The organism is Streptomyces sp. NPDC004629 (assembly GCF_042873595.1).
Classification (GTDB): domain Bacteria; phylum Actinomycetota; class Actinomycetes; order Streptomycetales; family Streptomycetaceae; genus Streptomyces.
In genome coordinates this window covers 63,568-87,517 of sequence record NZ_JBIALO010000005.1, presented here as the reverse complement: position 1 = coordinate 87,517, position 23,950 = coordinate 63,568, and the positions used below count along the sequence as shown (strand labels likewise).

Sequence of the window (23,950 nt, the reverse complement as noted above, 5' to 3'; positions counted from 1 at the left end):
TGTCTTTAGGTACCTCTTCCGGCCGAGAACGCGAGCGAGGGTCACCGCCATTCCGGTGACCGGTTTCACTCGGGTAGGGTTTGGTCGTATGAGTACGGGGAGTGACAGGTCGGGCGAGGCCGCCACGGTCTCCGGCCCGGCCGAGACGGAGTCCGAGATGGCGGGCGCGCCGCAGGAGCGGGGCCTTGGGTCGCGGGCGCCGGAGTTCATCAAGGCACGTCGCGTCCTGCACGTGAGCTGGCAGGTCGGCGTCTTCGTCGTCGGCCTCGCGGTGGTGGTGGCCGGCATCATCATGCTGCCGCTGCCCGGACCCGGCTGGGTGGTGATCTTCGGTGGCATGGCGATCTGGGCGACCGAGTTCGTCTGGGCCCAGCTCGTGCTCCGCTGGACCAAACGGAAAGTGACCGAGGCGGCCCAGCGGGCGCTCGATCCCAAGGTGCGCCGCCGCAACATCACGTTGACGGTGATCGGCCTGGTGATCGTGGCGGTGCTGCTCGCGATCTACGTCTGGAAGTTCGGCATCGTGATGCCCTGGAAGATCAAGGACCAGTGATCCGGCGGGCGGGTGCCGCCCCGGCTCCCGGCGCCGCTGCGCCGCGGTCCGAGGCATTCCCTGACATGGGGTAATCTTCTTCCTGCGCCCGGGGCGATTAGCTCAGTGGGAGAGCGCTTCGTTCACACCGAAGAGGTCACTGGTTCGAACCCAGTATCGCCCACCCGGGTCGGCGGCCCGTCTGCGACAGTGCAGGCGGGCCGTCGTCGTCTCCGCCCACATCCGTCCCCCGCACGCCCCGGTGGCGGCCGGCCGACGGACATGCGGCGCGGCCCGCGGGGCGCTGCCCGGCCGCCTCCGGCCGAAGATCGTCCAGGCCGTTGTGTTCGGCCCGTGGGCCGCACGTGCGCGACCTGCGGCCTCGTCCAGGTGGTGCGGCATCGGCCCGCGGACGTGCCCCCGGGGTGCCGGGCGGGGCCCTGAGATATTCCTGTCCGAGTCATTGCCGCTGGGGCCGGCCGCGACGACCGGGTGCGGGGGCGGCGGCGGCTCCGGGAACGGCACGGTGACGATCCGTTATTCGTGGTGGGGCGCCGAGGAACGGGCCAAGAGGATCAACCGGACCATTGCACTCTTCGAGAAGAAGTATCCGAAGATCAAGGTCAAGACGGACTTCCAGACGTATCAATAGTTCTGGGAGAAGTTCCAGACGCAGGCCGCCGGCGGAAATCCACCGGACGTTTTCCAGAATGCCGTCGGATTCCTTCGGAAGTACGACAAGAGAGGCGTTCTCCTCGACCTCAAGTCACAGGCGCAGTCAGGGAATCTGAGCCTGGATCACTTCCGCGCCGGCGTCACGAAAGTGGGCGAGGTGGACGGGAAACAGCTCGGTGTGCCCGTCGGCTCCAACACCATGTCCCTCGTCGTCGACAAGAAGGTCTTCGAGAAGGCCGGGGTGGAAGCGCGGCCGGGCTGGACCTGGGTCGAGTACTTCAAGGCCCTGAAGACCATTCACGACAGGACGAAGACCCCCGGTGACACCGGCTACTTCACCATCATGTACTTGTACGACCTCTACCTCCGGCACCTGCTATCTGTACCAACAGGGGTCCAAGAACGCCCAGATGGGCTTCGCCTCCGCGATGTTCTGGTCGCAGAAGAAGTGGGTGCACTACGAGGAGGCGGCCCGATGACCTCTCCCCGTCTCCCGGCTCCGCTCGATCAGGGGACGCCTCAGGCCGCCGGCAGGCCGTGGGCGGCGCACCCGGGGCGCGCCGGTTCCCTCGCCTGGCATCTCGGCGCCCTGGTGATCCTCGCGGTCATCCTCTATCCGGTCGTCTGGGTCATCGGCGCCTCGTTCAAGCCGAGCAAGGACATCATCAACAGCCTCACGCTGCTCCCGGCCGACCCGATCCTGTCCAACTTCAAGGGCCTCGCGGACGGCATCGCGGCGGACATCCCGATCTGGACGTTCTTCCAGACTCCCTCTACTACGCGCTCGGTTCCTTCGCCGGCGTGCTGATCTCCTGCTCGCTGACCGCGTACGCGCTCGCGCGCATCCGGTTCGCCGGGCGCAACCTGTTGTTCTCCCTGATGATCGGCACCCTCCTGCTGCCGTACCACGCGCTGCTGATCGGCAAGTACCTCGCCACCGAGGCGTTCTTCGTCTTCCTGATGGTGCAGTTCATGCGCAACCTGCCCCGCGAACTGGACGAGGCGGCCCGCCTGGACGGCTGCGGGCACCTGCGGATCTACTGGTCGATCGTGCTGCCGCTGTGCCGCCCGGCACTCATCACCAGCGCGATCTTCACCTTCATCAACGCCTGGAACGACTTCATGGGACCGCTGATCTACCTCAACGAGCCCGGCAAGTACACCGTCTCGCTCGGCCTGATGATGTTCCGCGACTCCGACGGCGTCGCCGCCGACTACGGCGGCATGATCGCCATGTCGCTGGTCGCGCTGCTGCCCGTGCTGCTGTTCTTCCTCGCCTTCCAGCGGTACTTGATCGATGGGATGGCGACTTCCCATCTGCGCCGCCGTACCGCGCACCGGCGCGGCGGCCTGCGGGAGTTCGTGGCCGACTTCCGGGCGGCCCTCGGCGGCGGCTGGGCCGTCGGGGTCGCCGGGTGGGTCGCGGCGGCGCTGGCCTGGGTGGACGTCCAGACCGTGCGGGCCGGGCTGCCCGGCGGGCTGCTCGTCGGCGCCGTCGGTCTCTTCGCGCTGATCGGCCTCGCCGTGGCCGGGCTGCGCGCGGCGGCGCTCTGGGCGCCCGGCGAGAGCTGGCGCACGCTGCTCGCCGGCGCCGCCCGGCGCACCGTCCTCGACCCGGCCGGCTCCTTCCTGCTGGTCGGCGGAGCGGTGCTCGTCGGCTGCTGCGCCCTGCTCATCGCGCCGCTCGCGGTCCCCGTGCTCGGGGCGGTCGCCGCGGCGGCCGTCGCCGTGGAGGAGCGCTACCGCCGCCGCTGACCGGCGGTACCACCCGGCGCCGCCGGCAGTGCGCCCCTGTCTGTCATGCCTCTGATCGGACCCGGTGCCCCTGGACTGGCTGGAGGACGGCGGCCTCGGCGCCGCTCCCGGCTCCACCGTCGGCGTGCCCTGGCCGATGGGCGCGTACCGGGAGGACCAGACGTTCGCGCCCCGGACGGCACCGCCGTGCCCGCGCCGTGCAGTCCTGCTACGCCTCCGAGGGCTACACCGAGTCCGCGCCGTGGAAGACGGAGCGGCTGACCGGACCGGCCACCCTTGATCGGGAACCCGGCGCTGCTGGGCGACGGGATGCCCGCGCAGCGGACGAGGGGGAGCGCCGTCGCACGGGCGGCGGCGCTCGTACCGAGGAGTGTGGCCCACCTCACCCCGTCCGGCATGAGTACGCGTACTCAGATGACTCCCACGGGCAGACTCCGCCCATGGACTGGACCCACTACCGCTTCCGCAGCCGGTGGCCCCTGCCCGCGCCGCCCGCCGCCGTCTTCGAGGCGCTGGAGCGGGCCGAGGAGTATCCGCGCTGGTGGCCCCAGGTGCGCACGGTGAGCCGGCTCGACGACACCACCGGCGTCATCACCATCCGCTCCGTCCTGCCCTACGAGATGACGTTCACCGCGCGCGCGGCACGGCGGGACCCCGCCGCCGGCGTGCTGGAGGTCGCCCTGACCGGGGACATCGAGGGCTGGGCCCGCTGGACCGTCACCGCCCGCGGCGCCGGCACCCTCGTCCGCTACGACCAGGCCGTCGTCGTCACCAAGCCGCTGCTGCGGCGACTGGCCGTCCCCGGACGGCCCTTCTTCCGTGTCAACCACCGGCTGATGATGCGGGCCGGCCGGCGCGGCCTGCTCGGGCACCTCCGAGCGGTTTGAACGAATCCCGCCGGGGCCTGTATTGTTCAGTGCGTTCCCGGGCGATTAGCTCAGTGGGAGAGCGCTTCGTTCACACCGAAGAGGTCACTGGTTCGAACCCAGTATCGCCCACAGCCCGACGGCGACGGGGCCCGCATCCGATGCGGGCCCCGTCGCCGTCGTCGTGCTTCAGGCGGCCCTCGGCAGTTCCGGACGCAGCGGCCAGTCCGTGCTCACCGCCTCGCCCGAGCCGCTGCGCGCGAACCATGCCTGAAGACCTCGGGCCTGCGCCGCGTGCCAGCTCGTCTGCAGCGTGTGCAACTCGGCCGGGGACAGGCGTTCCAGCCGGGTCGCGAAGCGCCGTCCGAGCGCCCGTACGACGCCCAGCGCGGCCAGCGCGTCCGCGGCGGCGTCGTGCGCGCCCTTCAGCGCCACACCGTAGTGCGCACACAGATCGGTCAGCGTCCGGCGGCCCTTGCGATAGCGGTCCAGATGCTTGTCCAGCACCCGCGGATCCAGGACCAGCAGCGGCGCCGACTCGAACCAGCGGTCCAGCGACGACGCCCGATGGCGGCGCAACTCCCGGTCCAGCAACGTCAGATCGAACGGCGCGTTCATCACCACCAGGGGCCGGCCCAGCGCCGCGTGCCCCGCCAACTCCTCGGCTATCTCGAACATCACCGGCGCCGGCCAGCGGCCGTTGCGCTGCAGGTGTTCCTCCGTCAGCCCGTGCACCGCCGTCGCTGCCCGCGGCACCGGCACGCCCGGGTTCACCAGCCAGCGGGTCACCCGGGGCCGGGTGCCCGGCGCGTCCTGGACGAGGACGGAGGCCGACACGATCCGGTCGGTCTCGACATCCACGCCCGTGGTCTCCGTGTCGAAGGCGGCCAGGGGTCCCTCGTACCAGCACGTCATGCCCACACAACTCCTCGTTCACCCACGGCAGATGACGACCCGTCTTCTGCCTGTTTGGTGATACCCGGGCCGTTTGCGCACTACGCCGCAAGGACACAACAGGAGTACGGGTCTTTGCAGTTCAGCGGCTCGTTGCGGGAAAACACTTGGCTTGGAAGGCTGTTGGTCATGGCGATAGCGCAGCCCGAGCGGGGCGGGCTGCTGCCCGAACGCGAACGTACGGGCCCCCATCGCGGCACACTCGCCACCACCGCCTGCATGGAGACACTGCAGGTCGGCTATCTGCACGCGGTCGCCGCCGCGGCGGGCTGCTCGCTGTCCCAGCCGTTCCCGGACAACGGCATCGACTGGCACGTCAGTCACAGCGCGCCCGGACACACCGTCGACGACGAGGTGACCATCAAGGTGCAGCTCAAGTGCACCTACCAGATCGCGCCCAACCCGCCGGGCCGGTTCTTCTCCTTCACCCTCGACAACGACCACCTGCGCAAGCTCGCCCGAACCCCCGTCTCGGTGCACAAGATCCTGGTCGTGATGCTCGTCCCGCGCTCCCAGGAGGACTGGCTGCGCGCCAGCCACGACCGGCTCGACCTGCGGCACTGCTGCTACTGGGTGAACCTGGCGGGCCACCCGGTCACCGGCCGGCACCGGACCACCGTGCGCATCCCCACCACGCGCATCTTCGACGACCGGGCGCTGTGCGAGATCATGACGCGGGTCGGGACGGGAGGCAGACCATGAGGCACCGTCCGGCCGACGAGCCGCTGCGGGAGGTCAGGCCGCACCCGGTCGACGCCCGCGGGATCCACCGGCCCGAGCCCGCCGGGCCCGACCCCGCCACCGTCGACCCCGCGGTGCTCAGCGCCCTGCTGCACCGGCACGGCTGGCAGCGCCGCGGCGGGGCCGCCGGACGGTACGGCCGCTGGACCCCACCGGGACCGGGCGGCGGCGGGACCAGCCTGCTGGTGCCCGAGAGCCGGGCCTTCCCCGACAGCGAGGACCTGCTCGGCGAGGCGCTTGTCGCGCTCTCCCGCAGCGGTACGCCCTCCGCGCGCGAGGTGCTCGTCGGGCTCGCCATGCCCAGCGACGAGATCCACTGGTGGCGGGACGTGCCGGGCGGCCCGGCGGGTGCCACGCCCTGGACGGCCGAGGAACAACTGCGCACCGCCGCCCGGCAGATGCTGCTCGCGGGCGCGCTCGCCGGCCGCGGGCGCGCGGGCTACTACGGCGCCCGGCACCGCCGGTCGGCCGCCGCGGCACTGGCGGACGTCCTGGTCGGACCGGCGGCCGGCGGCCACCTCACCGCCTTCGTCCCGGTGGGCACCGGACGCCCCCTGTGCGTACGCCTGCACCAGGCCCTGTACGCCGCCCGTGAGGCAATCGACTACCAGCGGGCCACCGGCGGCATGGACGCCTTCGACGCGGCCGTCGAGGCCGGCGTCAGCCGCGAGCTGACCGAGGCGCTGGTGGCCCTCGTCCGCGGCACCGAGGGCGCCCGGATCGCCGTCGAATGGGCGCCCGCCGCCCAGGCACCCGAGGACTGCGCGAGCGCCGCCGAGCCCGTCGAGTTCTCGCCCGGCGACCTGCCCGTGCTGCGCGAGGCCGGCAAGCGCTATCTGCGCGACGAGCCCTCCGTTCCGGTCCGGGTCACCGGCACCGTGGTCCGCCTGCGGCGCTCCGGCCCGCGCGGCGCCGGCACCGTACGACTGCGGGTGATATCGGGTGCCGAGGTGCCGCACGTCCGGGTCACCCTGGACGAGGAGGACTACCGCATCGCCGGGCACGCGCACCTCGTCGGGCTGCCGGTGCGGGTGCACGGCCGGCTGGAGAGCCGGGGCGGGTTCCGCCGGCTGTCCGGCGCGCTCGGGGTGGTACCGGTGCAGGTGGACGAGGCCGAGCGGGACCGTCTGATGAAGTCCCTTCAGGAGGATCTCGACTTCTTCGAGGAGGCGTGCAGCGGCGACGACTGCGACTGACCGGGGGCGGCCCCTCACACAGGGCCACCGTTTCGCCGTGGGCGGGCCCGGGTCGGTACGATCCCCTATTGCGCGCGCTCCTGGTACGGCGCCCGCATCCACCAGCAGTCAGGAGAGACCGGTGTCAGACGTCCGTGTGATCATCCAACGCGATTCCGAGCGGGAAGAGCGCACGGTGACGACGGGCACTACGGCCGCCGAGATCTTCGCCGGCGAGCGCTCGATCATCGCCGCCCGGGTGGCCGGAGAGCTGAAGGACCTCGCCTACGAGGTCAAGGACGGCGAGACCGTCGAGGGCGTCGAGATCTCCTCCGAGGACGGTCTGAACATCCTGCGCCACTCCACCGCGCACGTCATGGCGCAGGCCGTGCAGGAGCTGTTCCCGGAGGCCAAGCTGGGCATCGGCCCGCCCGTCAAGGACGGCTTCTACTATGACTTCGACGTCGAGAAGCCGTTCACTCCGGAGGATCTCAAGGCCGTCGAGAAGAAGATGCAGGAGATCCAGAAGCGGGGGCAGCGGTTCTCCCGCCGTGTCGTGACCGACGAGGCCGCCCGTGAGGAACTGGCCGACGAGCCGTACAAGCTGGAGCTGATCGGCATCAAGGGGGCGGCGTCCGCCGACGACGGCGCGGACGTCGAGGTCGGCGCCGGCGAGCTGACGATCTACGACAACCTGGACGCCAAGACCGGCGAGCTGTGCTGGAAGGACCTCTGCCGCGGCCCCCACCTGCCCTCCACCCGCGCCATCCCGGCGTTCAAGCTGATGCGCAACGCGGCCGCCTACTGGCGCGGCAGCGAGAAGAACCCCATGCTCCAGCGCATCTACGGCACCGCCTGGCCGTCCAAGGACGAACTGAAGGCGTACCTCGACTTCCTCGCCGAGGCCGAGAAGCGCGACCACCGCAAGCTGGGCAGCGAACTCGACCTGTTCTCCATCCCGGAGCAGATCGGCTCCGGCCTCGCCGTCTTCCACCCGAAGGGCGGCATCGTCCGCCGCGTGATGGAGGACTACTCGCGGCGCCGCCACGAGGAAGAGGGCTACGAGTTCGTCTACACCCCGCACGCGACCAAGGGGAAGCTCTTCGAGACCTCGGGCCATCTGGACTGGTACGCCGAGGGCATGTACCCGCCCATGCAGCTCGACGAGGGCGTGGACTACTACCTCAAGCCCATGAACTGCCCGATGCACAACCTGATCTTCGACGCGCGCGGCCGTTCCTACCGCGAACTGCCGCTGCGGCTCTTCGAGTTCGGGACCGTGTACCGCTACGAGAAGTCGGGCGTCGTGCACGGCCTGACCCGGGCCCGCGGCTTCACCCAGGACGACGCGCACATCTACTGCACCCGCGAGCAGATGTCCGAGGAACTGGACAAGACGCTCACCTTCGTCCTCGGCCTGCTGCGCGACTACGGCCTGAGCGACTTCTACCTGGAGCTGTCCACCAAGGACCCGGAGAAGTTCGTCGGCTCCGACGACGTCTGGGAGGAGGCCACCGAGACGCTGCGCCAGGTCGCCGAGAAGCAGGGCCTGCCGCTCGTGCCGGACCCGGGCGGCGCCGCCTTCTACGGCCCGAAGATCTCCGTGCAGACACGCGACGCCATCGGCCGCACCTGGCAGATGTCGACGATCCAGCTCGACTTCAACCTGCCGGAGCGCTTCGATCTGGAGTACACCGGCCCCGACGGCTCCAAGCAGCGCCCGGTCATGATCCACCGCGCCCTGTTCGGTTCCATCGAGCGCTTCTTCGCGGTGCTCCTCGAACACTACGCGGGCGCCTTCCCGGCCTGGCTGGCGCCGGTGCAGGCGGTGGGCATCCCGATCGGCGACGCGCACGTCGAGTACCTGGAGAAGTTCGCCGCAGCGGCCCGCAAGAAGGGGCTGCGCGTCGACGTGGACTCGTCCTCGGACCGGATGCAGAAGAAGATCCGGACGGCGCAGAAGCAGAAGGTACCGTTCATGATCATCGCGGGCGACGAGGACATGTCGAACGGCTCGGTGTCCTTCCGCTACCGCGACGGCTCGCAGGAGAACGGCATCCCGATCGACGAGGCCATCGCCAAGATCGTGAAGGTCGTGGAGGAGCGGGCACAGGTCTGAGCGGACCCGCGCGACGGCCCCCGAACGGGTTCAGTTCCTCGGGGGCCGCTCGTCGGCCTCGCGTGAGAAGACCTGGAGCATCCAGGACGAGAACGACCCGGTGACCGCGCCGAGCAGGGCGAGACCGCCGGCCATCAGGCCCACCGCGATCGTCCGCCCCAGCCGGGTCACGGGGACGACGTCCCCGTAACCCACGGTGCTCAGTGTCGCGCAGGTCCACCACAGGGCGTCCCCGAACGTCTGCATCGTCGTATCGGGCGCCCCGCGCTCCTGCTGGTAGACGGCGAGCGCGCCGGAGAAGCCGAGGAGCGCGGCGGACAGGCCCGCGTACACGATCACGCGTGCGTGCAGCGCCAGCCGGGGCCGGCCGTGCCGGTGCTGCACCGCCTCGTAGAGCCGGACCACGCGCAGCGGGCGCAGCAGCGGCAGGAGCAGCACCAGCGTGTCCAGCCAGTGCGCCCGCACGAAGCGCAGCCGCTGTCCGCTCAGCCGCCAGCGCACCGCGTAGTCCACGGCGAACAGCGCCCAGGCCGCGAAGAGCGCTGCCTGGCACAGACGGCGCCACCCGGTGCCGACGCCGGGCCCCAGCACCAGGACCGCGTACGCGCCGAGGAAGATCAGCGACGCCACGGCGAGCGGGACCTCCGCGCGGCGCTCCCAGTGATCTGCGGGGCTGTCGTCGTGCACCGGCCCAGCTTCGCCCGGGAGCCGGGCGCCGCAACCCCGACGACACGCCGCGAACGGGCGAAGCCATATGCTGCGTAGCATGACGAGTGAGCCGGAGCAGCAGATCGGAGTGGGGACGCAGGACGCGTTCCAGCGCCTGTGGACGCCCCACCGGATGGCCTACATCCAGGGCGAGAACAAGCCGACCGGTCCGGGGGCCGACGACGGCTGCCCCTTCTGCGCGATCCCGGCCAAGTCCGACGAGGACGGGCTGATCGTCCGCCGCGGCGAGCACGTGTACGCGGTGCTCAACCTGTACCCGTACAACGGCGGCCACCTGATGACCGTGCCCTACCGGCACGTCGCCGACTACACCGATCTGACCGGCCCGGAGACCACGGAGCTGGCCGAGCTGACCAAGCAGGCGATGACGGCGCTGCGCACCGCGTCGGGCGCCCAGGGCTTCAATATCGGCATGAACCAGGGCGCCGTCGCGGGCGCCGGCATCGCCGCCCACCTCCACCAGCACATCGTGCCCCGCTGGGGCGGTGACACCAACTTCATGCCGGTGGTCGGCCACACAAGAGTGCTGCCGCAACTGCTGGCCGACACGCGCACCATGCTGGCGCAGTCCTGGCCGACGCCCTGAGGCGCCGGCCGGTGGGCGCTACGCGTCGTACAGATCGGCCTTGCGCGGCGACGGGTCCTGCACGTTCGTGCTGAGGAACGCCGAACGGGCGCCGAACTTGTCCGTGTCCACGCCGTGCTCCGTCAGCACCCGGATCGCCGCGGTGTGCACCACCCGCAGCACCGGCGCCGCCGCGCGCAGCGCGTCGTCGGCCATGAACCGGTGCCGCCACGGCTTGTCCGCCCACGCGTGCCGCAGACCGAACGGCTCGGGCAGGCCCAGCGAGCCGCCCAGCCAGTTCAGCAGCGGCGGGTACCAGGTGAGCGGTGCCCTCGCCGCGAGCCGCACCACCTCGTCGGTGCCGACCAGCGGCAGATTGATCGACCGGGTCTCCCACGGCTTGAAGGACTTGGTGACCTCCTTCTTCGGGGCCTCCGGCTTGGAGGTGAACAGCGAGTGCACCGGCCCCAGCGCATGCCCCGTCACCTCGATGCGCAGCGTCTGGTGCAGCACGGTGACCGTGATCAGCATGGTGATGATCAACTGCCCGTCCCACAGCGTCCACTGCACGCCCAGGTAGTGCCGGTCGCCGCTGCCGAACTGCTGCTTGTTGCAGATCTCCTGTATCGCGTGCGGCTTGACCTGGAACGCCTCGACGTCCGCGCCCTCCGGACGGGAGACCGCCTTCGCGTTCTCGCCGATCGGCGTGACGATCCAGTGGCGTATGGACGGCTTCGGGAAGCCACCGGTGTTCAGCGGGCCGCGCTCCAGCATCCCCAACTGGTCGTGGATCGCGCGGATGACGTCCCAGCTGCGGAACGGGTGGATCTCCCGGGTGGGGTCGGCGGGCAGCAGGTCCTCGGCGAGCTGCCAGCTGCCCCAGCGTGTGCCCATGCCGAGTATGCCCTTGGGCCCGGCGTAGAAGACCGAGTTGGACTGCTGCTCGGCGCTGAGCCGGGCCAGGGACTGGCGCAACTGCTCCGCGGCCGTCTCGCCCGGGCTGCTCGGCACGGCCTCCGGGACCTTGGCGCCGACGCTGGTGCCGGAGAGCAGGCCGTCCCAGCGGGCCCGCAGGTCCTTCGCCGCGCCCTCGCAGATCCGCCGGGCCCAGAACCAGCCGAGCACCGGCAGGACGGCCGCCGCGCGCGCGTACCAGCCCCAGAACCCGGTGAACGGCATGCGGATCAGGAAGATCAGGACGACCGCGCCGACCGCGACGAGCAGGGCGGTGGCGAGCGCCCCGGCGCGCTTGGCGTCCCGCTTGGCCATGAACGTACGCAGCTGGAAGACCAGTAGCCAGATCAGGAGGCCGGGCAGGACGAGCAGGCCGCACAGCACCATCACGGTGCTGAGCTGGTTGTCACGGGTGCGGCGGATGTTGTTGGCCGCCAGGCAGTGCTCCACGACGACCTGCGGTTCGGAACCGAAGGACTGGATCAGCGGTTTGCGCCCGGAGCCGAGCATGCGGTCGGCCACGGCCCGTGAGAAGGCCTCGCCCAGATTCGGCTTGAACAGGGCGATCCGGCCGGCCTTGACGGTGGACTGGTGCCACTCGTTGTCGGCCTTCTTGATCTCCTCCATCGCGCTGTCCCGGTAGGCGGCCGAGGCCAGCGCGTAGGTCGCCGCCTGGCTTCCGTCGCCCGCGATGGGTACCTGTGGTCCGTCCCACTCGGTTCCAATCGACATGCCCGCCCCCGATCGCCGCCGGTGTCGCTTCTGCGGCCTTCCCGACTTCCTTGCTCCGCACACCTGTTGAACAGGCCGTCGTGCGGATTCGGCACGACCTGATCAGGTGATCAGCGTATCCGCAGCCACCGACATCCGTCGGCGGACCGGCCAAAGACACCTCCTGGCCGCCAACCTCCCCGAACGCCTCGGCCCAGGACGAGCGGCCCAACGCGCCCAGCTCTGCCGGGCCTTCGCGCGCTCGGCCGCCCGGCACCGGCACCCCTCCGGCCCGCGCGCGGCGCAGGCGCGCGAAGGAGACCACCGCGTCCACCGCCGGCCACGTGACCTCATCGAAGCCGGCGGCGGACTGTCAACCGGCCCTCTACGAGGCCTCCTTCGCCTGCGCGCGGATCTTCTCCGCGATCTGCACCGGCATCGGCTCGTGCCGGGCGTACGAGCGGCCGAAGCGTGCCGTGCCGTGCGAGAGGGACCGCAGGTCGACCGCGTACCGGCCGATCTCGAACTCGGGCACCTCGGCCCGGACGAGCGTCCGGCCCGTGCCCACCTGTTCGGTGCCCAGCACCCGCCCGCGCCGCCCCGACAGGTCGCTCATCACGGCGCCCACGTAGTCGTCGCCGACCAGGACGGACACCTCGGCCACCGGCTCCAGCAGATGGATCGTGGCGTCCGCCGCGGCCTCCCGCAGCGCCAGCGCGCCCGCCGTCTGGAACGCGGCGTCGGAGGAGTCCACCGAGTGCGCCTTGCCGTCCAGCAGCGTGATCCGCACGTCGACAAGCGGATAGCCGGCCGCAACTCCCTTGGCGGCCTGGGCCCTTACGCCCTTCTCCACCGACGGGATGAACTGCCGCGGCACGGCGCCGCCGACCACCTTGTCCACGAACTCGATGCCCGAGCCCCCCGGCAGCGGCTCGACCTCGATCTCGCAGATGGCGTACTGCCCGTGCCCGCCGGACTGCTTCACATGCCGTCCGCGCCCGGCGGACCGGGTCGCGAACGTCTCCCGCAGGGACACCTGGTGCGGCACCACGTCGACCTGGACGCCGTACCGGCTGCGCAGCCGTTCCAGGGCGACGTCCGCGTGCGCCTCGCCCAGACACCACAGCACCACCTGGTGCGTGTCCTGGTTCTGCTCCAGACGCATCGTCGGGTCCTCGGCGACCAGCCTGCCCAGGCCCTGCGAGAGCTTGTCCTCGTCCGCCTTGCTGTGCGCCTGGATGGCGAGCGGCAGCAGCGGGTCGGGCATCTGCCACGGCTCGACGAGCAGCGGATCGTCCTTGGCCGAGAGCGTGTCCCCGGTCTCCGCGCGGCCCAGCTTCGCCACGCATGCCAGGTCGCCCGCGACGGCGTGCGTCACCGGCCGCTGCTGCTTGCCGAACGGCGTGGACAGGGCGCCGATCCGCTCGTCGACGTCGTGGTCCTCGTGGCCGCGGTCGGCCAGCCCGTGCCCGGAGACGTGCACCGTCTCGTCGGGGCGCAGCGTCCCGGAGAAGACGCGGACCAGGGAGACCCGGCCGACATAGGGGTCGGAGGAGGTCTTCACGACCTCGGCGACCAGCGGCCCGTCGGGATCGCACGGCTTCAGCTCGCGCGGCCTGCCGTCGATCGTGGTGACCTCCGGCACCGCGTGCTCCGGCGGGGTCGGGAAGCCGCGGGTGACCAGATCCAGCAGTTCGACCGTGCCGAGCCCCTGGCGGGCGCCCTCGGCGGCGGGCGCGGCGGCCAGCACCGGGAAGAACGCCCCGCGCGCGACGGCCCGCTCCAGATCGTCGATCAGCGTCTTGACGTCGACCTGTTCACCGCCTAGATAGCGGTCCATCAGGGTCTCGTCCTCGCTCTCGGAGATGATCCCCTCGATCAGCCGGTTTCTGGCGTCCTCGATCTGCGGCAGCAGGTCGGGGCCCGGCTCGGACTCCTTGCGCTCCCCGGAGGAGTAGTCGAACAGCCGCTGCGACAGCAGTCCGATCAGCCCGGTCACGGGCGCGTGCCCGTCGGCGGCCCGCGCCCCGCGCAGCGGCAGGTAGAGCGGGAGCACGGCGTCCGGGTCGGCCGCGCCGAACACCTCAGCGCACACCCGCGTCATCTCCTCGAAATCCGCGCGTGCCGCCTCCAAATGGGTGATGACGATGGCCCGCGGCATGCCGACGGCCGCGCACTCCTCCCACACCATCCGGGTCGAGCCGTCCACGCCGTCCGAGGCCGACACCACGAAGAGGGCCGCGTCCGCGGCGCGCAGACCGGCCCGCAGCTCTCCGACGAAGTCGGCGTACCCCGGGGTGTCCAGAAGATTGATCTTGAAACCGTCCCATTCGACGGGCACCAGCGACAGCTGTACGGAACGCTGCTGCCGGTGCTCGATCTCGTCGTAGTCGGAGACGGTGCCGCCGTCCTCCACGCGGCCCGCCCGGTTCACCGCTCCCGCGGCCAGCGCGAGAGCCTCCACCAAGGTGGTCTTGCCCGATCCGGAGTGGCCGACCAGCACCACATTCCGTACGGACGCGGGGTGGTCGGCCGCCGTAGCCCTGCCGGCGGCCCCAGGGTGTGTGTTCGCCTTGTCGCCCATGGCCTAGCCTCCCGTGCACGGTGAGGTCACAGTGGGCGCGGGACACGCGTGAGCCGCGTGCGGTGGCGGCTCCGGCGACGCCCGCGGTTATTCGAGCTTTCCACTCCCGTCACGGTGCGTCCATACAAGCGACGTGATCGCGACGCCCGCCGGGAGTTGCGGCCCGGTGGCCGATCTCCGCGCGGGTCCGGGTGCCCGGCCGTCGGGCACCCGCGCGCGTGGCTACGATGGGCCAGCCGGCGGCCAGCAGGGCCGCGCGGCGACACCGACCGTCGGGAAGGCCATGCTGAACAAGTACGCGCGTGCATTCTTCACGCGTGTCCTCACACCGTTCGCCGCGTTTCTCATCCGCAGGGGCGTCAGCCCCGACACGGTGACGCTCATCGGCACGGCCGGTGTGGTCGCGGGCGCACTGGTCTTCTACCCCCGGGGCGAGTTCTTCTGGGGCACCGTTGTGATCACGCTCTTCGTCTTCTCCGACCTGGTCGACGGCAACATGGCCCGCCAGCTGGGCCGCTCCAGCCGCTGGGGCGCCTTCCTCGACTCCACCCTGGACCGGGTCGCGGACGGCGCCATCTTCGGCGGCTTCGCCCTGTGGTACGCGGGCGACGGCGACAACAATGTGCTGTGTGCGGTGTCCATCTTCTGCCTGGCCAGCGGCCAGGTGGTGTCGTACACCAAGGCGCGCGGCGAGTCGATCGGGCTCCCGGTGGCCGTCAACGGCCTCGTCGAGCGTGCCGAACGGCTGGTGATCTCGCTGGTCGCCGCGGGCTTCGCCGGCTTCCACAAGTTCGGCGTGCCGGGCATCCAGTGGCTGCTGCCGATCGCCCTGTGGATCGTCGCCGTCGGCAGCCTGGTCACCCTCGTCCAGCGCGTCGTCACGGTCCGCCGGGAGGCCGCCGAGGCGGACGCGGCGGCCGGCCACCCCAACGAGTCCCAGGGGAGCGAGGCGGCCAAGTGAGCGCTCAGGAGCGGCTGACCGACGCCCTGTACGGGTTCGGCTGGAGCGCCGTCAAGACGCTTCCCGAGCCGGTCGCCGTGCGGCTCGGCCGCACCGTGGCCGACGTCGCCTGGAAGCGGCGCGGCAAGGGCGTACGACGGCTGGAGAGCAACTACGCGCGCGTGCTGCCCGACGCGACCCCAGAGCGCCTTGGCGAGTTGTCGCGCGCGGGCATGCGCTCCTACCTGCGTTACTGGATGGAGTCCTTCCGGCTGCCCGCCTGGAGCCGCGAGCGGATCAGCAACGGCTTCGACCCCAAGGACCTCCACCACCTGACGGACGGCCTGGCCGCCGGCCGGGGCGTCGTCCTCGCGCTGCCGCACATGGCCAACTGGGACCTCGCGGGCGCCTGGGTCACCACCGCACTGCGCACCCCCTTCACCACGGTCGCCGAACGCCTGAAGCCGGAGACGCTCTACGACCGTTTCGTCGCCTACCGCGAGGGCCTCGGCATGGAGGTCCTGCCGCACAGCGGCGGCTCCGCGTTCGGCACGCTGGCCCGGCGGCTGCGCGACGGCGGCCTGGTCTGCCTGGTCGCCGACCGCGACCTGTCCGCCTCCGGCGTGCGGGTCGGCTTCTTCGGCGAGCCGGCCCGGATGCCCGCGGGCCCGGCGCTGCTCGCCCAGCAGACGGGCGCGCTGCTGCTGCCCGTCACGCTCTGGTACGACGACTCTCCGGTGATGCAGGGCCGGGTCCATCCCCCGATCGAGGTACCCGAGACAGGTACACGGGCCGAGAAGACGTCTGTCATGACACAGGCGCTGGCCGATGCCTACGCCTCGGGAATCGCCGAGCATCCGGAGGACTGGCACATGCTGCAACGCCTGTGGCTCGCTGATCTGGACCCGCCGGAGGGAGCCAAGTGAGGATCGGCATCGTCTGCCCGTACTCCTGGGACGTACCGGGCGGCGTCCAGTTCCACATCCGGGACCTGGCCCAGTACTTCATCGGCCTCGGTCACCAGGTCTCCGTCCTCGCGCCCGCCGACGACGACACCCCGCTGCCGCCGTACGTCGTCTCGGCCGGCCGCGCGGTGCCCGTGCCCTACAACGGCTCGGTGGCCCGCCTGAACTTCGGTTTCCTCTCGGCCGCCCGGGTGCGCCGGTGGCTGCACGACGGGGCCTTCGACGTGGTGCACATCCACGAGCCGACGTCGCCGTCGCTGGGCCTTTTGACCTGCTGGGCGGCACAGGGCCCCATCGTGGCCACCTTCCACACCTCCAACCCCCGCTCGCGCGCGATGATCGCCGCGTACTCGATCCTCCAGGCGGCGCTTGAGAAGATCAGCGCGCGCATCGCGGTGAGCGAGTACGCCCGGCGCACGCTGGTCGAGCACCTGGGCGGGGACGCGGTGGTGATCCCCAACGGCGTCGATGTCGACTTCTTCGCCCGCGCCGAGCCGAAACCGCAGTGGCAGGGCGACACGATCGGCTTCATCGGCCGGATCGACGAGCCGCGCAAGGGCCTGCCGGTGCTGATGAAGGCCCTGCCGAAGATCCTCGGCGCGCGTCCGGGGACCCGGCTGCTGGTGGCCGGACGCGGCGACGAGGAGGAGGCCGTCGAAACGCTCCCCGCCGAGTTGCGCTCCCGGGTCGAGTTCCTCGGCATGATCAGCGACACGGACAAGGCGCGTTTCCTGCGCAGCATCGACCTGTACGTGGCGCCCAACACCGGCGGCGAGAGCTTCGGCATCATCCTGGTCGAGGCGATGTCCGCGGGCGCCCCCGTCCTCGCCTCCGACCTGGACGCCTTCGCCCAGGTCCTGGACCAGGGCGCGGCCGGGGAACTGTTCGCCAACGAGGACGCCGACGCGCTCGCCGACGCGGCGGTCCGGCTGCTTGCCGACCCGGCACGCCGCACCGAACTGCGCGAGCGTGGCAGCGCCCATGTGCGCCGCTTCGACTGGTCCACGGTCGGAGCGGACATCCTGTCCGTCTACGAGACGGTGACGACGGGCGCGGCAGCGGTGGCAACCGACGAACGCACCACAGGCCTACGAGCCCGCTTCGGCCTGGCCCGCGACCGCGACTGACCATCCCGCCTCGCGGCTGTGGCGGGCGGTAGCTTCCGCGGTGGTGGTGTTGCCGTCCGGGGCGGTCTCAGCGAGGAGCGGTGCCTTGGTCCTGGTCGGCTCGGTGGGGCGCACGGGTAGCGGGCGGTGGCGGTGATCAGCCCGTCCGGCGTTTGAGAACGGGGCCGTTCAGGTCGCAGCGGGGGTCTGGGGGCAGCAGCCCCCAGGGACGGCAACCCCAACCCGGGCAACCCCAGCGAGAGACAGCACCCCCGGCCCCGGCCGACCCAGCGGAGCGCACCGGTAGCCTTGCCCGCCGTGACCGCAACACTCATCTGGATCCTCGTCGTCCTGGTCGCCGTCGGCCTCTACCTGAGCTGGACGGCCGGCCGCCTCGACCGACTGCACTCCAGGATCGACGCGGCCCGCGCCGCACTCGACGCCCAACTGCTGCGCCGGGCCTCGGTGGCCCAGGAGCTGGCGACCTCCGGAGTGCTGGACCCGGCCGCCTCGATGGTGCTGTACGAGGCCGCGCATGCCGCCAGACAGGCCGAGGAGGAACAGCGGGAGGTCGCCGAGAGCGAGCTGAGCCAGGCGCTGCGCGCCGTCTTCGCCGAGCCCCAGCAGGTCGAGGAGGTCCGCCGGGCACCCGGTGGCGAGGCGGCGGCCCATGAGCTGACCGAGGCGGTGCGCAGGGTGCCGATGGCCCGCCGTTTCCACAACGACGCCGTGGGCGGGGCCCGCCGGCTGCGTGAGCACCGCAAGGTCCGCTGGTTCCGGCTGGCCGGCCACGCGCCCTTCCCGCTGGCCTTCGAGATGGACGACGAGCCGCCCGCCGCCCTGGTGGACCGAGCCGGCTGAGCGGCGCCCCAAAGGGGCGCGAGGAACTGCGCGACCAGCCACGACGGCGCCGCAGCCGACCGACGGCACGGCGCGGCGCAAACACCGGCACGGCGCGGCACAAGCACCGGCACGGCACGGCGCGGCACAAACAGCGGAGCGCTCCCGCACCGGCGCGCGGTCCCAGGCGGCAAAACGATCCACCGGCTTGCCATTGGCCCTTGCTGTGGACTGGTCCGTTCACGTTTCCTCGGTGCGGCAGAAACCCTCTTGCATCGAGTGAGGTCCCCCGTGTCCACCACGCTTCCCGAAAACCAGGCCCCCGAGACCGGCACCGCCCGCGTGAAGCGCGGCATGGCCGAGCAGCTCAAGGGCGGCGTGATCATGGACGTCGTCACGCCGGAGCAGGCGAAGATCGCCGAGGACGCGGGCGCCGTCGCCGTCATGGCCCTGGAGCGGGTCCCGGCCGACATCCGCAAGGACGGCGGCGTGGCCCGCATGTCCGACCCGGACATGATCGAGGGCATCATCGACGCCGTGTCGATCCCCGTGATGGCCAAGTCGCGCATCGGTCACTTCGTCGAGGCCCAGGTGCTGCAGTCCCTCGGCGTGGACTACATCGACGAGTCCGAGGTCCTCACCCCGGCCGACGAGGTCAACCACTCCGACAAGTGGGCCTTCACCACGCCGTTCGTGTGCGGCGCCACCAACCTCGGCGAGGCACTGCGCCGCATCGCCGAGGGCGCCGCGATGATCCGCTCCAAGGGCGAGGCCGGCACCGGCAACGTCGTCGAGGCCGTCCGCCACCTGCGCCAGATCAAGAACGAGATCGCCCGGCTGCGCGGCTACGACCACCACGAGCTGTACGCCGCCGCCAAGGAGCTGCGCGCCCCGTACGAGCTGGTCAAGGAGGTCGCCGAACTCGGCAAGCTCCCCGTCGTGCTGTTCTCCGCGGGCGGCGTGGCGACCCCGGCCGACGCCGCCTTGATGCGCCAGCTCGGCGCCGAGGGCGTCTTCGTCGGCTCCGGCATCTTCAAGTCCGGTGACCCGGCCAAGCGTGCCGCCGCCATCGTGAAGGCCACCACCTTCTACGACGACCCGAAGATCATCGCGGAGGCCTCCCGCAACCTCGGCGAGGCCATGGTCGGCATCAACTGCGACACCCTCCCCGAGACCGAGCGCTACGCCAACCGCGGCTGGTAACCCATGAACACTCCTGTCGTCGGCGTCCTGGCCCTCCAGGGCGACGTACGGGAGCACCTCGTCGCCCTGGCCGCGGCCGACGCCGTGGCCAGGCCGGTGCGGCGCCCCGAGGAACTCGCCGGGGTGGACGGGCTCGTCCTGCCCGGCGGTGAGTCCACGACCATCTCCAAGCTCGCCGTCCTCTTCGGCCTGATGGACCCGCTCCGCGCGCGCGTGCGGGACGGCATGCCGGTCTACGGCACCTGCGCGGGCATGATCATGCTCGCCGACAAGATCCTCGACCCCCGCTCGGGCCAGGAGACGATCGGCGGGATCGACATGATCGTGCGCCGCAATGCCTTCGGACGCCAGAACGAGTCCTTCGAGGCGGCGGTCGACGTCGCGGGGATCACGGGCGATCCTGTAGAGGGCGTTTTCATCCGCGCCCCCTGGGTCGAGTCCGTCGGCGCGGCGGCCGAGGTGCTGGCCGAACACGAGGGTCACATCGTCGCGGTCCGGCAGGGCAACGCGCTCGCCACGTCGTTCCACCCGGAACTGACCGGCGACCACCGCGTGCACGCCCTGTTCGTCGACATGGTGCACGCGAACCGGGCGGCGGAGTCCTTGTAGGATCTCTGGCGTTCGTTGCAGAGATGGGTTACGCGAAGGAGACAGGCAGATGTCCGGCCACTCTAAATGGGCCACGACGAAGCACAAGAAGGCCGTGATCGACGCCAAGCGCGGCAAACTCTTCGCGAAGCTGATCAAGAACATCGAGGTCGCGGCGCGGATGGGCGGCGCCGACCCGGAGGGCAACCCGACTCTCTACGACGCCATCCAGAAGGCGAAGAAGCAGTCGGTCCCGAACAAGAACATCGACTCCGCCGTCAAGCGCGGCGCGGGCCTTGAGGCCGGCGGCGCCGACTACGAGACGATCATGTACGAGGGCTACGGTCCCAACGGCGTCGCGGTGCTCATCGAGTGCCTCACCGACAACCGCAACCGCGCCGCCTCCGACGTCCGCGTCGCCATGACCCGCAACGGCGGCTCCATGGCCGACCCGGGCTCGGTGTCGTACCTGTTCCACCGCAAGGGCGTCGTCATCGTCCCCAAGGGCGAGCTGAGCGAGGACGACGTGCTCGGTGCCGTCCTGGACGCGGGCGCCGAGGAGGTCAACGACCTCGGCGAGTCCTTCGAGGTGCTCAGCGAGGCCACCGACCTGGTCGCGGTCCGTACCGCCCTCCAGGACGCCGGGATCGACTACGACTCAGCCGAGGCCAACTTCGTCCCGACCATGCAGGTCGAGCTGGACGAGGAGGGCGCCAAGAAGATCTTCAAGCTGATCGACGCGCTGGAGGACAGCGACGACGTGCAGAACGTCTTCGCGAACTTCGACGTCAGCGACGAGGTCATGGAGAAGGTCGACGCGTAACGCCGCGACGGACTGCACGGGCGCACGGGCCGACGGGACACACCCGTCGGCCCGTCCCTTTGCGGGGCGTTGTCGGTGGCAGCCGATAGCCTGCACAAACAGCAGATCGAAGGGAGGGGCGCGTGCGCGTGCTGGGGGTGGACCCGGGGCTGACCCGCTGCGGCATCGGGGTGGTCGAGGGCGTCGCGGGGCGCCCGCTCACGATGCTCGGCGTCGGCGTCGTCCGCACGCCCGCGGACGCGGAGCCGGCCCACCGGCTGGTCGCCGTGGAGCGGGGCATCGAGGCCTGGCTCGACGAACACCGCCCCGAGTACGTCGCGGTGGAGCGCGTCTTCAGCCAGCACAACGTGCGCACCGTGATGGGCACGGCCCAGGCCAGCGCCGTCGCCATGCTCTGCGCGGCCCGCCGGGGCATCCCGGTCGCCCTGCACACCCCCAGCGAGGTCAAGGCTGCCGTCACCGGCACCGGCCGGGCCGACAAGGCGCAGGTCGGCGCCATGGTCACCCGGCTGCTGCGGCTCGACGCGCCGCCGAAGCCCGCCGACGCGGCCGACGCCCTCGCCCTGGCCATCTGCCACATCTGGCGCGCCCCCGCGCAGAACCGACTCCAGCAGGCCGTGGCCCTGCACGCAGCCAAAGCACCGAAAGGCCGTACGGCATGATCGCCTTCGTGAGCGGCACGGTCGCCGCACTCGCTCCCGACACCGCCGTCGTCGAGGTGGGCGGCGTCGGCATGGCCGTCCAGTGCACGCCGAACACGCTCTCCACGCTGCGCGTGGGACAGCCCGCCAAGCTCGCCACCTCCCTCGTGGTCCGTGAGGACTCGCTGACCCTGTACGGCTTCGTGGACGACGACGAGCGCCAGGTCTTCGAACTGCTCCAGACCGCCAGCGGTGTCGGCCCCCGGCTCGCCCAGGCCATGCTGGCGGTGCACACCCCCGACGCGCTGCGCCGGGCGGTCGCCACGGGCGACGAGAGAGCGCTCGTCGCCGTCCCCGGCATCGGCAAGAAAGGCGCGCAGAAGCTGCTGCTGGAGCTGAAGGACCGGCTCGGCGAGCCGGTCGGCGCCCCGGCCGTCGGCGCCCCGGTCAGCCAGGGCTGGCGCGACCAGTTGCACGCCGCCCTGATCGGCCTCGGGTACGCGACCCGCGAGGCCGACGAGGCGGTCGCCGCAGTGACCCCGCAGGCCGAGGCGGCCGACGGCGTCCCTCAGGTCGGACAGCTGCTGAAGGCCGCCCTCCAGACCCTCAACCGCGCCCGCTGACCGCCTGCGCCCCGAGCCGCAGCTAGGAGACCTCAGTGAACTGGGACGACACGACCGGCACCCCCGCCTCCGAGGGGCTGGGCGGCCCCGCCGCGGAGCGGCTGGTGGGCTCGGTCGCCGACCGCGAGGACCAGGCCGTCGAGGCCGCCCTGCGCCCCAAGGACCTGGGCGAGTTCATCGGCCAGGAGAAGGTCCGCGAGCAGCTCGACCTCGTCCTGCGCGCCGCACGCGCGCGTGGCGCCACCGCCGACCATGTGCTGCTCTCCGGCGCCCCCGGCCTGGGCAAGACCACCCTTTCGATGATCATCGCGGCGGAGATGGGCGCCCCGATCCGCATCACCAGCGGCCCCGCCATCCAGCACGCCGGCGACCTCGCCGCGATCCTCTCCTCCCTCCAGGAGGGCGAGGTCCTGTTCCTCGACGAGATCCACCGCATGTCCCGGCCCGCCGAGGAGATGCTCTACATGGCGATGGAGGACTTCCGCGTCGACGTCATCGTCGGCAAGGGCCCCGGCGCCACCGCCATCCCGCTCGAACTGCCCCCGTTCACCCTGGTGGGCGCCACCACGCGCGCGGGCCTGCTGCCGCCCCCGCTGCGTGACCGCTTCGGCTTCACCGCCCACATGGAGTTCTACGAGCCCGTCGAACTGGAGCGCGTCGTGCACCGCTCGGCCCGGCTGCTCGACGTCGAGATCGAGTCCGAGGGCGCCGCCGAGATCGCCGGCCGCTCGCGCGGCACGCCCCGCATCGCCAACCGGCTGCTGCGTCGCGTCCGGGACTACGCGCAGGTCAAGGCCGACGGCCTCATCACGCGCGAGATCGCCGGAGCGGCCCTCGCCGTCTACGAGGTCGACGCCCGCGGCCTCGACCGCCTCGACCGCGCCGTCCTGCGGGCCTTGCTGAAGCTGTTCGGCGGCGGCCCGGTCGGTCTGTCCACCCTGGCCGTGGCGGTGGGGGAGGAGCGCGAGACGGTCGAGGAGGTCGCCGAGCCGTTCCTGGTCCGTGAGGGCCTGCTGGCCCGTACCCCGCGCGGCCGGATCGCCACGCCCGCCGCATGGGCGCATCTCGGCCTCACCCCGCCCGGCTCGGCGGCGGCGGGAAACGGACAACAGGACCTGTTCGGGGCGTGACGGCGAGCGCATTGGCCGGGGCAGGAACCCAGGTGCCATGCTGAGCGTTGTTCCATGCGCGCGGACTCGCCTAGACTCCGCCGATGCCGCCCTTGCGGGCGGCGCCGTCCACACCCCCAGCCACCAGGCCGCTGTCCGCCGCGGTCGTGCGAAGGAAACCCCGTCCCGTGAATACCTTGACCCTCCTCCCGTTCATCGTGCTCATCGCGGCCATGTTCCTGATGACGCGTTCGGCCAAGAAGAAGCAGCAGCAGGCCAGTGACATGCGGAACCAGATGCAACCCGGTTCCGGCGTCCGCACGATCGGGGGCATGTACGCGACGGTCAAGGAGGTCAACGAGGACACGGTCCTCCTCGACGCCGGTCCGGGCGTCGAACTCCTCTTCGCGAAGAACGCCATCGGTGCCGTCCTCACCGACGACGAGTACAACCGCATCGTGCACGGCATCGAGCATGAACTGAAGTCCGACGCCGACATCGTCCCGGACGACGCCTCCTCCCTCACCGAGCACGACGGGCCCGCCGACGCTGCCGCCTCTGACCAGGCCGTCGACCTCGGCAAGAAGGACGCGGCCGAGGAGCCGGCCGCAGACGCGAAGACGGACGCCGAGAAGGCCGAGAAGACGGATGCGAAGACGGACGCGAAGGCGGACGCGGAGCCGACGGCGGACGACGAGGCGAAGAAGACCGACGGCGGCTCCGAAGCGAAGTAGACGCGTCGAGGGGCGCGC

At 71.3% G+C, this 23,950-nt stretch carries 22 protein-coding genes, 2 tRNA genes and 3 pseudogenes; 23 read left to right on the top strand and 4 right to left on the bottom strand.

The genetic code is table 11. The annotated features are described in order from the left end of the window. Positions 1-88: 88 nt before the first annotated feature. The 8 genes and pseudogenes from ACFYTE_RS09210 (at position 89) to ACFYTE_RS09175 (ending at position 3,960) form a co-directional block, all read left to right on the top strand. Positions 89-553, top strand: a complete 465-nt coding sequence (locus ACFYTE_RS09210) for a TIGR02611 family protein (protein WP_388707020.1) — start codon at positions 89-91, stop codon at positions 551-553. 91 nt (positions 554-644) lie between these two features. Next, a tRNA-Val gene (locus ACFYTE_RS09205) sits at positions 645-716 on the top strand. 261 nt (positions 717-977) lie between these two features. After that, positions 978-1,577, top strand: a pseudogene (locus ACFYTE_RS09200) (ABC transporter substrate-binding protein); the annotation flags it as partial. A gap of 1 nt (position 1,578) precedes the next feature. After that, positions 1,579-1,686, top strand: a pseudogene (locus ACFYTE_RS09195) (ABC transporter permease); the annotation flags it as partial. 400 nt (positions 1,687-2,086) lie between these two features. Further along, positions 2,087-2,962, top strand: a complete 876-nt coding sequence (locus ACFYTE_RS09190) for a carbohydrate ABC transporter permease (RefSeq protein WP_388707582.1) — start codon at positions 2,087-2,089, stop codon at positions 2,960-2,962. Positions 2,963-3,017: 55 nt separating this feature from the next. Continuing rightward, a pseudogene (locus ACFYTE_RS09185) lies at positions 3,018-3,131 on the top strand (hypothetical protein); the annotation flags it as partial. Between the two features lie 271 nt (positions 3,132-3,402). Next, entirely contained in the window at positions 3,403-3,849 is a 447-nt protein-coding gene (locus tag ACFYTE_RS09180) for an SRPBCC family protein (protein WP_388707017.1), read from the top strand. A 39-nt stretch (positions 3,850-3,888) separates the two neighbouring features. Further along, positions 3,889-3,960, top strand: a tRNA-Val gene (locus tag ACFYTE_RS09175). Between the two features lie 57 nt (positions 3,961-4,017). On the opposite strand, the gene ACFYTE_RS09170 is transcribed toward ACFYTE_RS09175, so the two are convergent. Beyond that, complete coding sequence (locus ACFYTE_RS09170; RefSeq protein WP_388707015.1) at positions 4,018-4,743, bottom strand: 3'-5' exonuclease; 726 nt, start codon at positions 4,741-4,743, stop codon at positions 4,018-4,020. A 168-nt stretch (positions 4,744-4,911) separates the two neighbouring features. On the opposite strand from ACFYTE_RS09170, the gene ACFYTE_RS09165 reads away from it, so the two are divergent. The 3 genes from ACFYTE_RS09165 to thrS all read left to right on the top strand — a co-directional run bounded on the left by ACFYTE_RS09165 (position 4,912) and on the right by thrS (position 8,817). Next, on the top strand, positions 4,912-5,484 hold the full coding sequence (locus ACFYTE_RS09165; protein ID WP_388707012.1) for a DUF4365 domain-containing protein: 573 nt from the start codon (positions 4,912-4,914) through the stop codon (positions 5,482-5,484). Continuing rightward, positions 5,481-6,719, top strand: a complete 1,239-nt coding sequence (locus ACFYTE_RS09160) for a hypothetical protein (protein ID WP_388707010.1) — start codon at positions 5,481-5,483, stop codon at positions 6,717-6,719. The genes ACFYTE_RS09165 and ACFYTE_RS09160 overlap by 4 nt, the downstream gene beginning before the upstream one ends. Before the next feature lie 121 nt (positions 6,720-6,840). Beyond that, positions 6,841-8,817, top strand: coding sequence for a threonine--tRNA ligase (gene thrS, locus ACFYTE_RS09155; protein ID WP_388707007.1), 1,977 nt, complete (start codon positions 6,841-6,843; stop codon positions 8,815-8,817). A 30-nt stretch (positions 8,818-8,847) separates the two neighbouring features. Here thrS and ACFYTE_RS09150 read toward each other — a convergent pair whose 3' ends face one another. Next, positions 8,848-9,504: a potassium channel family protein gene (locus ACFYTE_RS09150; protein ID WP_388707004.1), complete on the bottom strand. Its 657-nt coding sequence runs from the start codon at positions 9,502-9,504 to the stop codon at positions 8,848-8,850. A gap of 67 nt (positions 9,505-9,571) precedes the next feature. Here ACFYTE_RS09150 and ACFYTE_RS09145 point away from each other — a divergent pair, with 67 nt between their 5' ends. Continuing rightward, positions 9,572-10,132, top strand: a complete 561-nt coding sequence (locus ACFYTE_RS09145; protein WP_388707001.1) for an HIT family protein — start codon at positions 9,572-9,574, stop codon at positions 10,130-10,132. A gap of 18 nt (positions 10,133-10,150) precedes the next feature. Here ACFYTE_RS09145 and ACFYTE_RS09140 read toward each other — a convergent pair whose 3' ends face one another. Both ACFYTE_RS09140 and ACFYTE_RS09135 read right to left on the bottom strand, forming a co-directional pair. Next, positions 10,151-11,797 carry a hypothetical protein gene (locus tag ACFYTE_RS09140; RefSeq protein WP_388706999.1) on the bottom strand — a complete coding sequence of 549 codons (1,647 nt, stop codon included), beginning with the start codon at positions 11,795-11,797 and terminating at the stop codon, positions 10,151-10,153. Positions 11,798-12,161: 364 nt separating this feature from the next. Next, positions 12,162-14,360: an elongation factor G-like protein EF-G2 gene (locus ACFYTE_RS09135; protein WP_388706996.1), complete on the bottom strand. Its 2,199-nt coding sequence runs from the start codon at positions 14,358-14,360 to the stop codon at positions 12,162-12,164. A 283-nt stretch (positions 14,361-14,643) separates the two neighbouring features. Between ACFYTE_RS09135 and pgsA the strand changes: the two genes are divergently transcribed. The 11 genes from pgsA (at position 14,644) to yajC (ending at position 23,932) form a co-directional block, all read left to right on the top strand. Next, a complete protein-coding gene (gene pgsA, locus ACFYTE_RS09130; RefSeq protein ID WP_388706993.1) occupies positions 14,644-15,321 on the top strand; it encodes a phosphatidylinositol phosphate synthase in 678 nt (225 codons plus the stop codon). After that, on the top strand, positions 15,318-16,226 hold the full coding sequence (locus ACFYTE_RS09125) for a phosphatidylinositol mannoside acyltransferase (RefSeq protein WP_388706990.1): 909 nt from the start codon (positions 15,318-15,320) through the stop codon (positions 16,224-16,226). The genes pgsA and ACFYTE_RS09125 overlap by 4 nt, the downstream gene beginning before the upstream one ends. Beyond that, on the top strand, positions 16,223-17,392 hold the full coding sequence (locus tag ACFYTE_RS09120) for a glycosyltransferase family 4 protein (RefSeq protein WP_388706988.1): 1,170 nt from the start codon (positions 16,223-16,225) through the stop codon (positions 17,390-17,392). The genes ACFYTE_RS09125 and ACFYTE_RS09120 overlap by 4 nt, the downstream gene beginning before the upstream one ends. A 297-nt stretch (positions 17,393-17,689) precedes the next feature. Next, positions 17,690-18,232: a hypothetical protein gene (locus tag ACFYTE_RS09115; protein ID WP_388706985.1), complete on the top strand. Its 543-nt coding sequence runs from the start codon at positions 17,690-17,692 to the stop codon at positions 18,230-18,232. Positions 18,233-18,502: 270 nt separating this feature from the next. Then, positions 18,503-19,414 (top strand): pyridoxal 5'-phosphate synthase lyase subunit PdxS, encoded by a 912-nt coding sequence (gene pdxS, locus ACFYTE_RS09110; protein ID WP_388706982.1) that lies wholly within the window; start codon positions 18,503-18,505, stop codon positions 19,412-19,414. Between the two features lie 3 nt (positions 19,415-19,417). Next, the gene (gene pdxT, locus ACFYTE_RS09105) at positions 19,418-20,023 is read left to right on the top strand and encodes a pyridoxal 5'-phosphate synthase glutaminase subunit PdxT (RefSeq protein ID WP_388706979.1); all 606 of its coding nucleotides are present in this window, start codon (positions 19,418-19,420) and stop codon (positions 20,021-20,023) included. Positions 20,024-20,072: 49 nt separating this feature from the next. Then, a complete protein-coding gene (locus ACFYTE_RS09100; RefSeq protein WP_388706976.1) occupies positions 20,073-20,825 on the top strand; it encodes a YebC/PmpR family DNA-binding transcriptional regulator in 753 nt (250 codons plus the stop codon). Positions 20,826-20,947: 122 nt separating this feature from the next. Then, positions 20,948-21,487 carry a crossover junction endodeoxyribonuclease RuvC gene (gene ruvC, locus ACFYTE_RS09095; RefSeq protein ID WP_388706973.1) on the top strand — a complete coding sequence of 180 codons (540 nt, stop codon included), beginning with the start codon at positions 20,948-20,950 and terminating at the stop codon, positions 21,485-21,487. Next, positions 21,484-22,089: a Holliday junction branch migration protein RuvA gene (ruvA, locus tag ACFYTE_RS09090; RefSeq protein ID WP_388706970.1), complete on the top strand. Its 606-nt coding sequence runs from the start codon at positions 21,484-21,486 to the stop codon at positions 22,087-22,089. Before ruvC ends, ruvA begins: the two co-directional genes overlap by 4 nt. A gap of 35 nt (positions 22,090-22,124) precedes the next feature. Then, a complete protein-coding gene (gene ruvB / locus ACFYTE_RS09085) occupies positions 22,125-23,219 on the top strand; it encodes a Holliday junction branch migration DNA helicase RuvB (RefSeq protein WP_388706967.1) in 1,095 nt (364 codons plus the stop codon). A gap of 167 nt (positions 23,220-23,386) precedes the next feature. Further along, complete coding sequence (yajC, locus tag ACFYTE_RS09080) at positions 23,387-23,932, top strand: preprotein translocase subunit YajC (RefSeq protein WP_388706965.1); 546 nt, start codon at positions 23,387-23,389, stop codon at positions 23,930-23,932. Positions 23,933-23,950 lie beyond the last annotated feature (18 nt).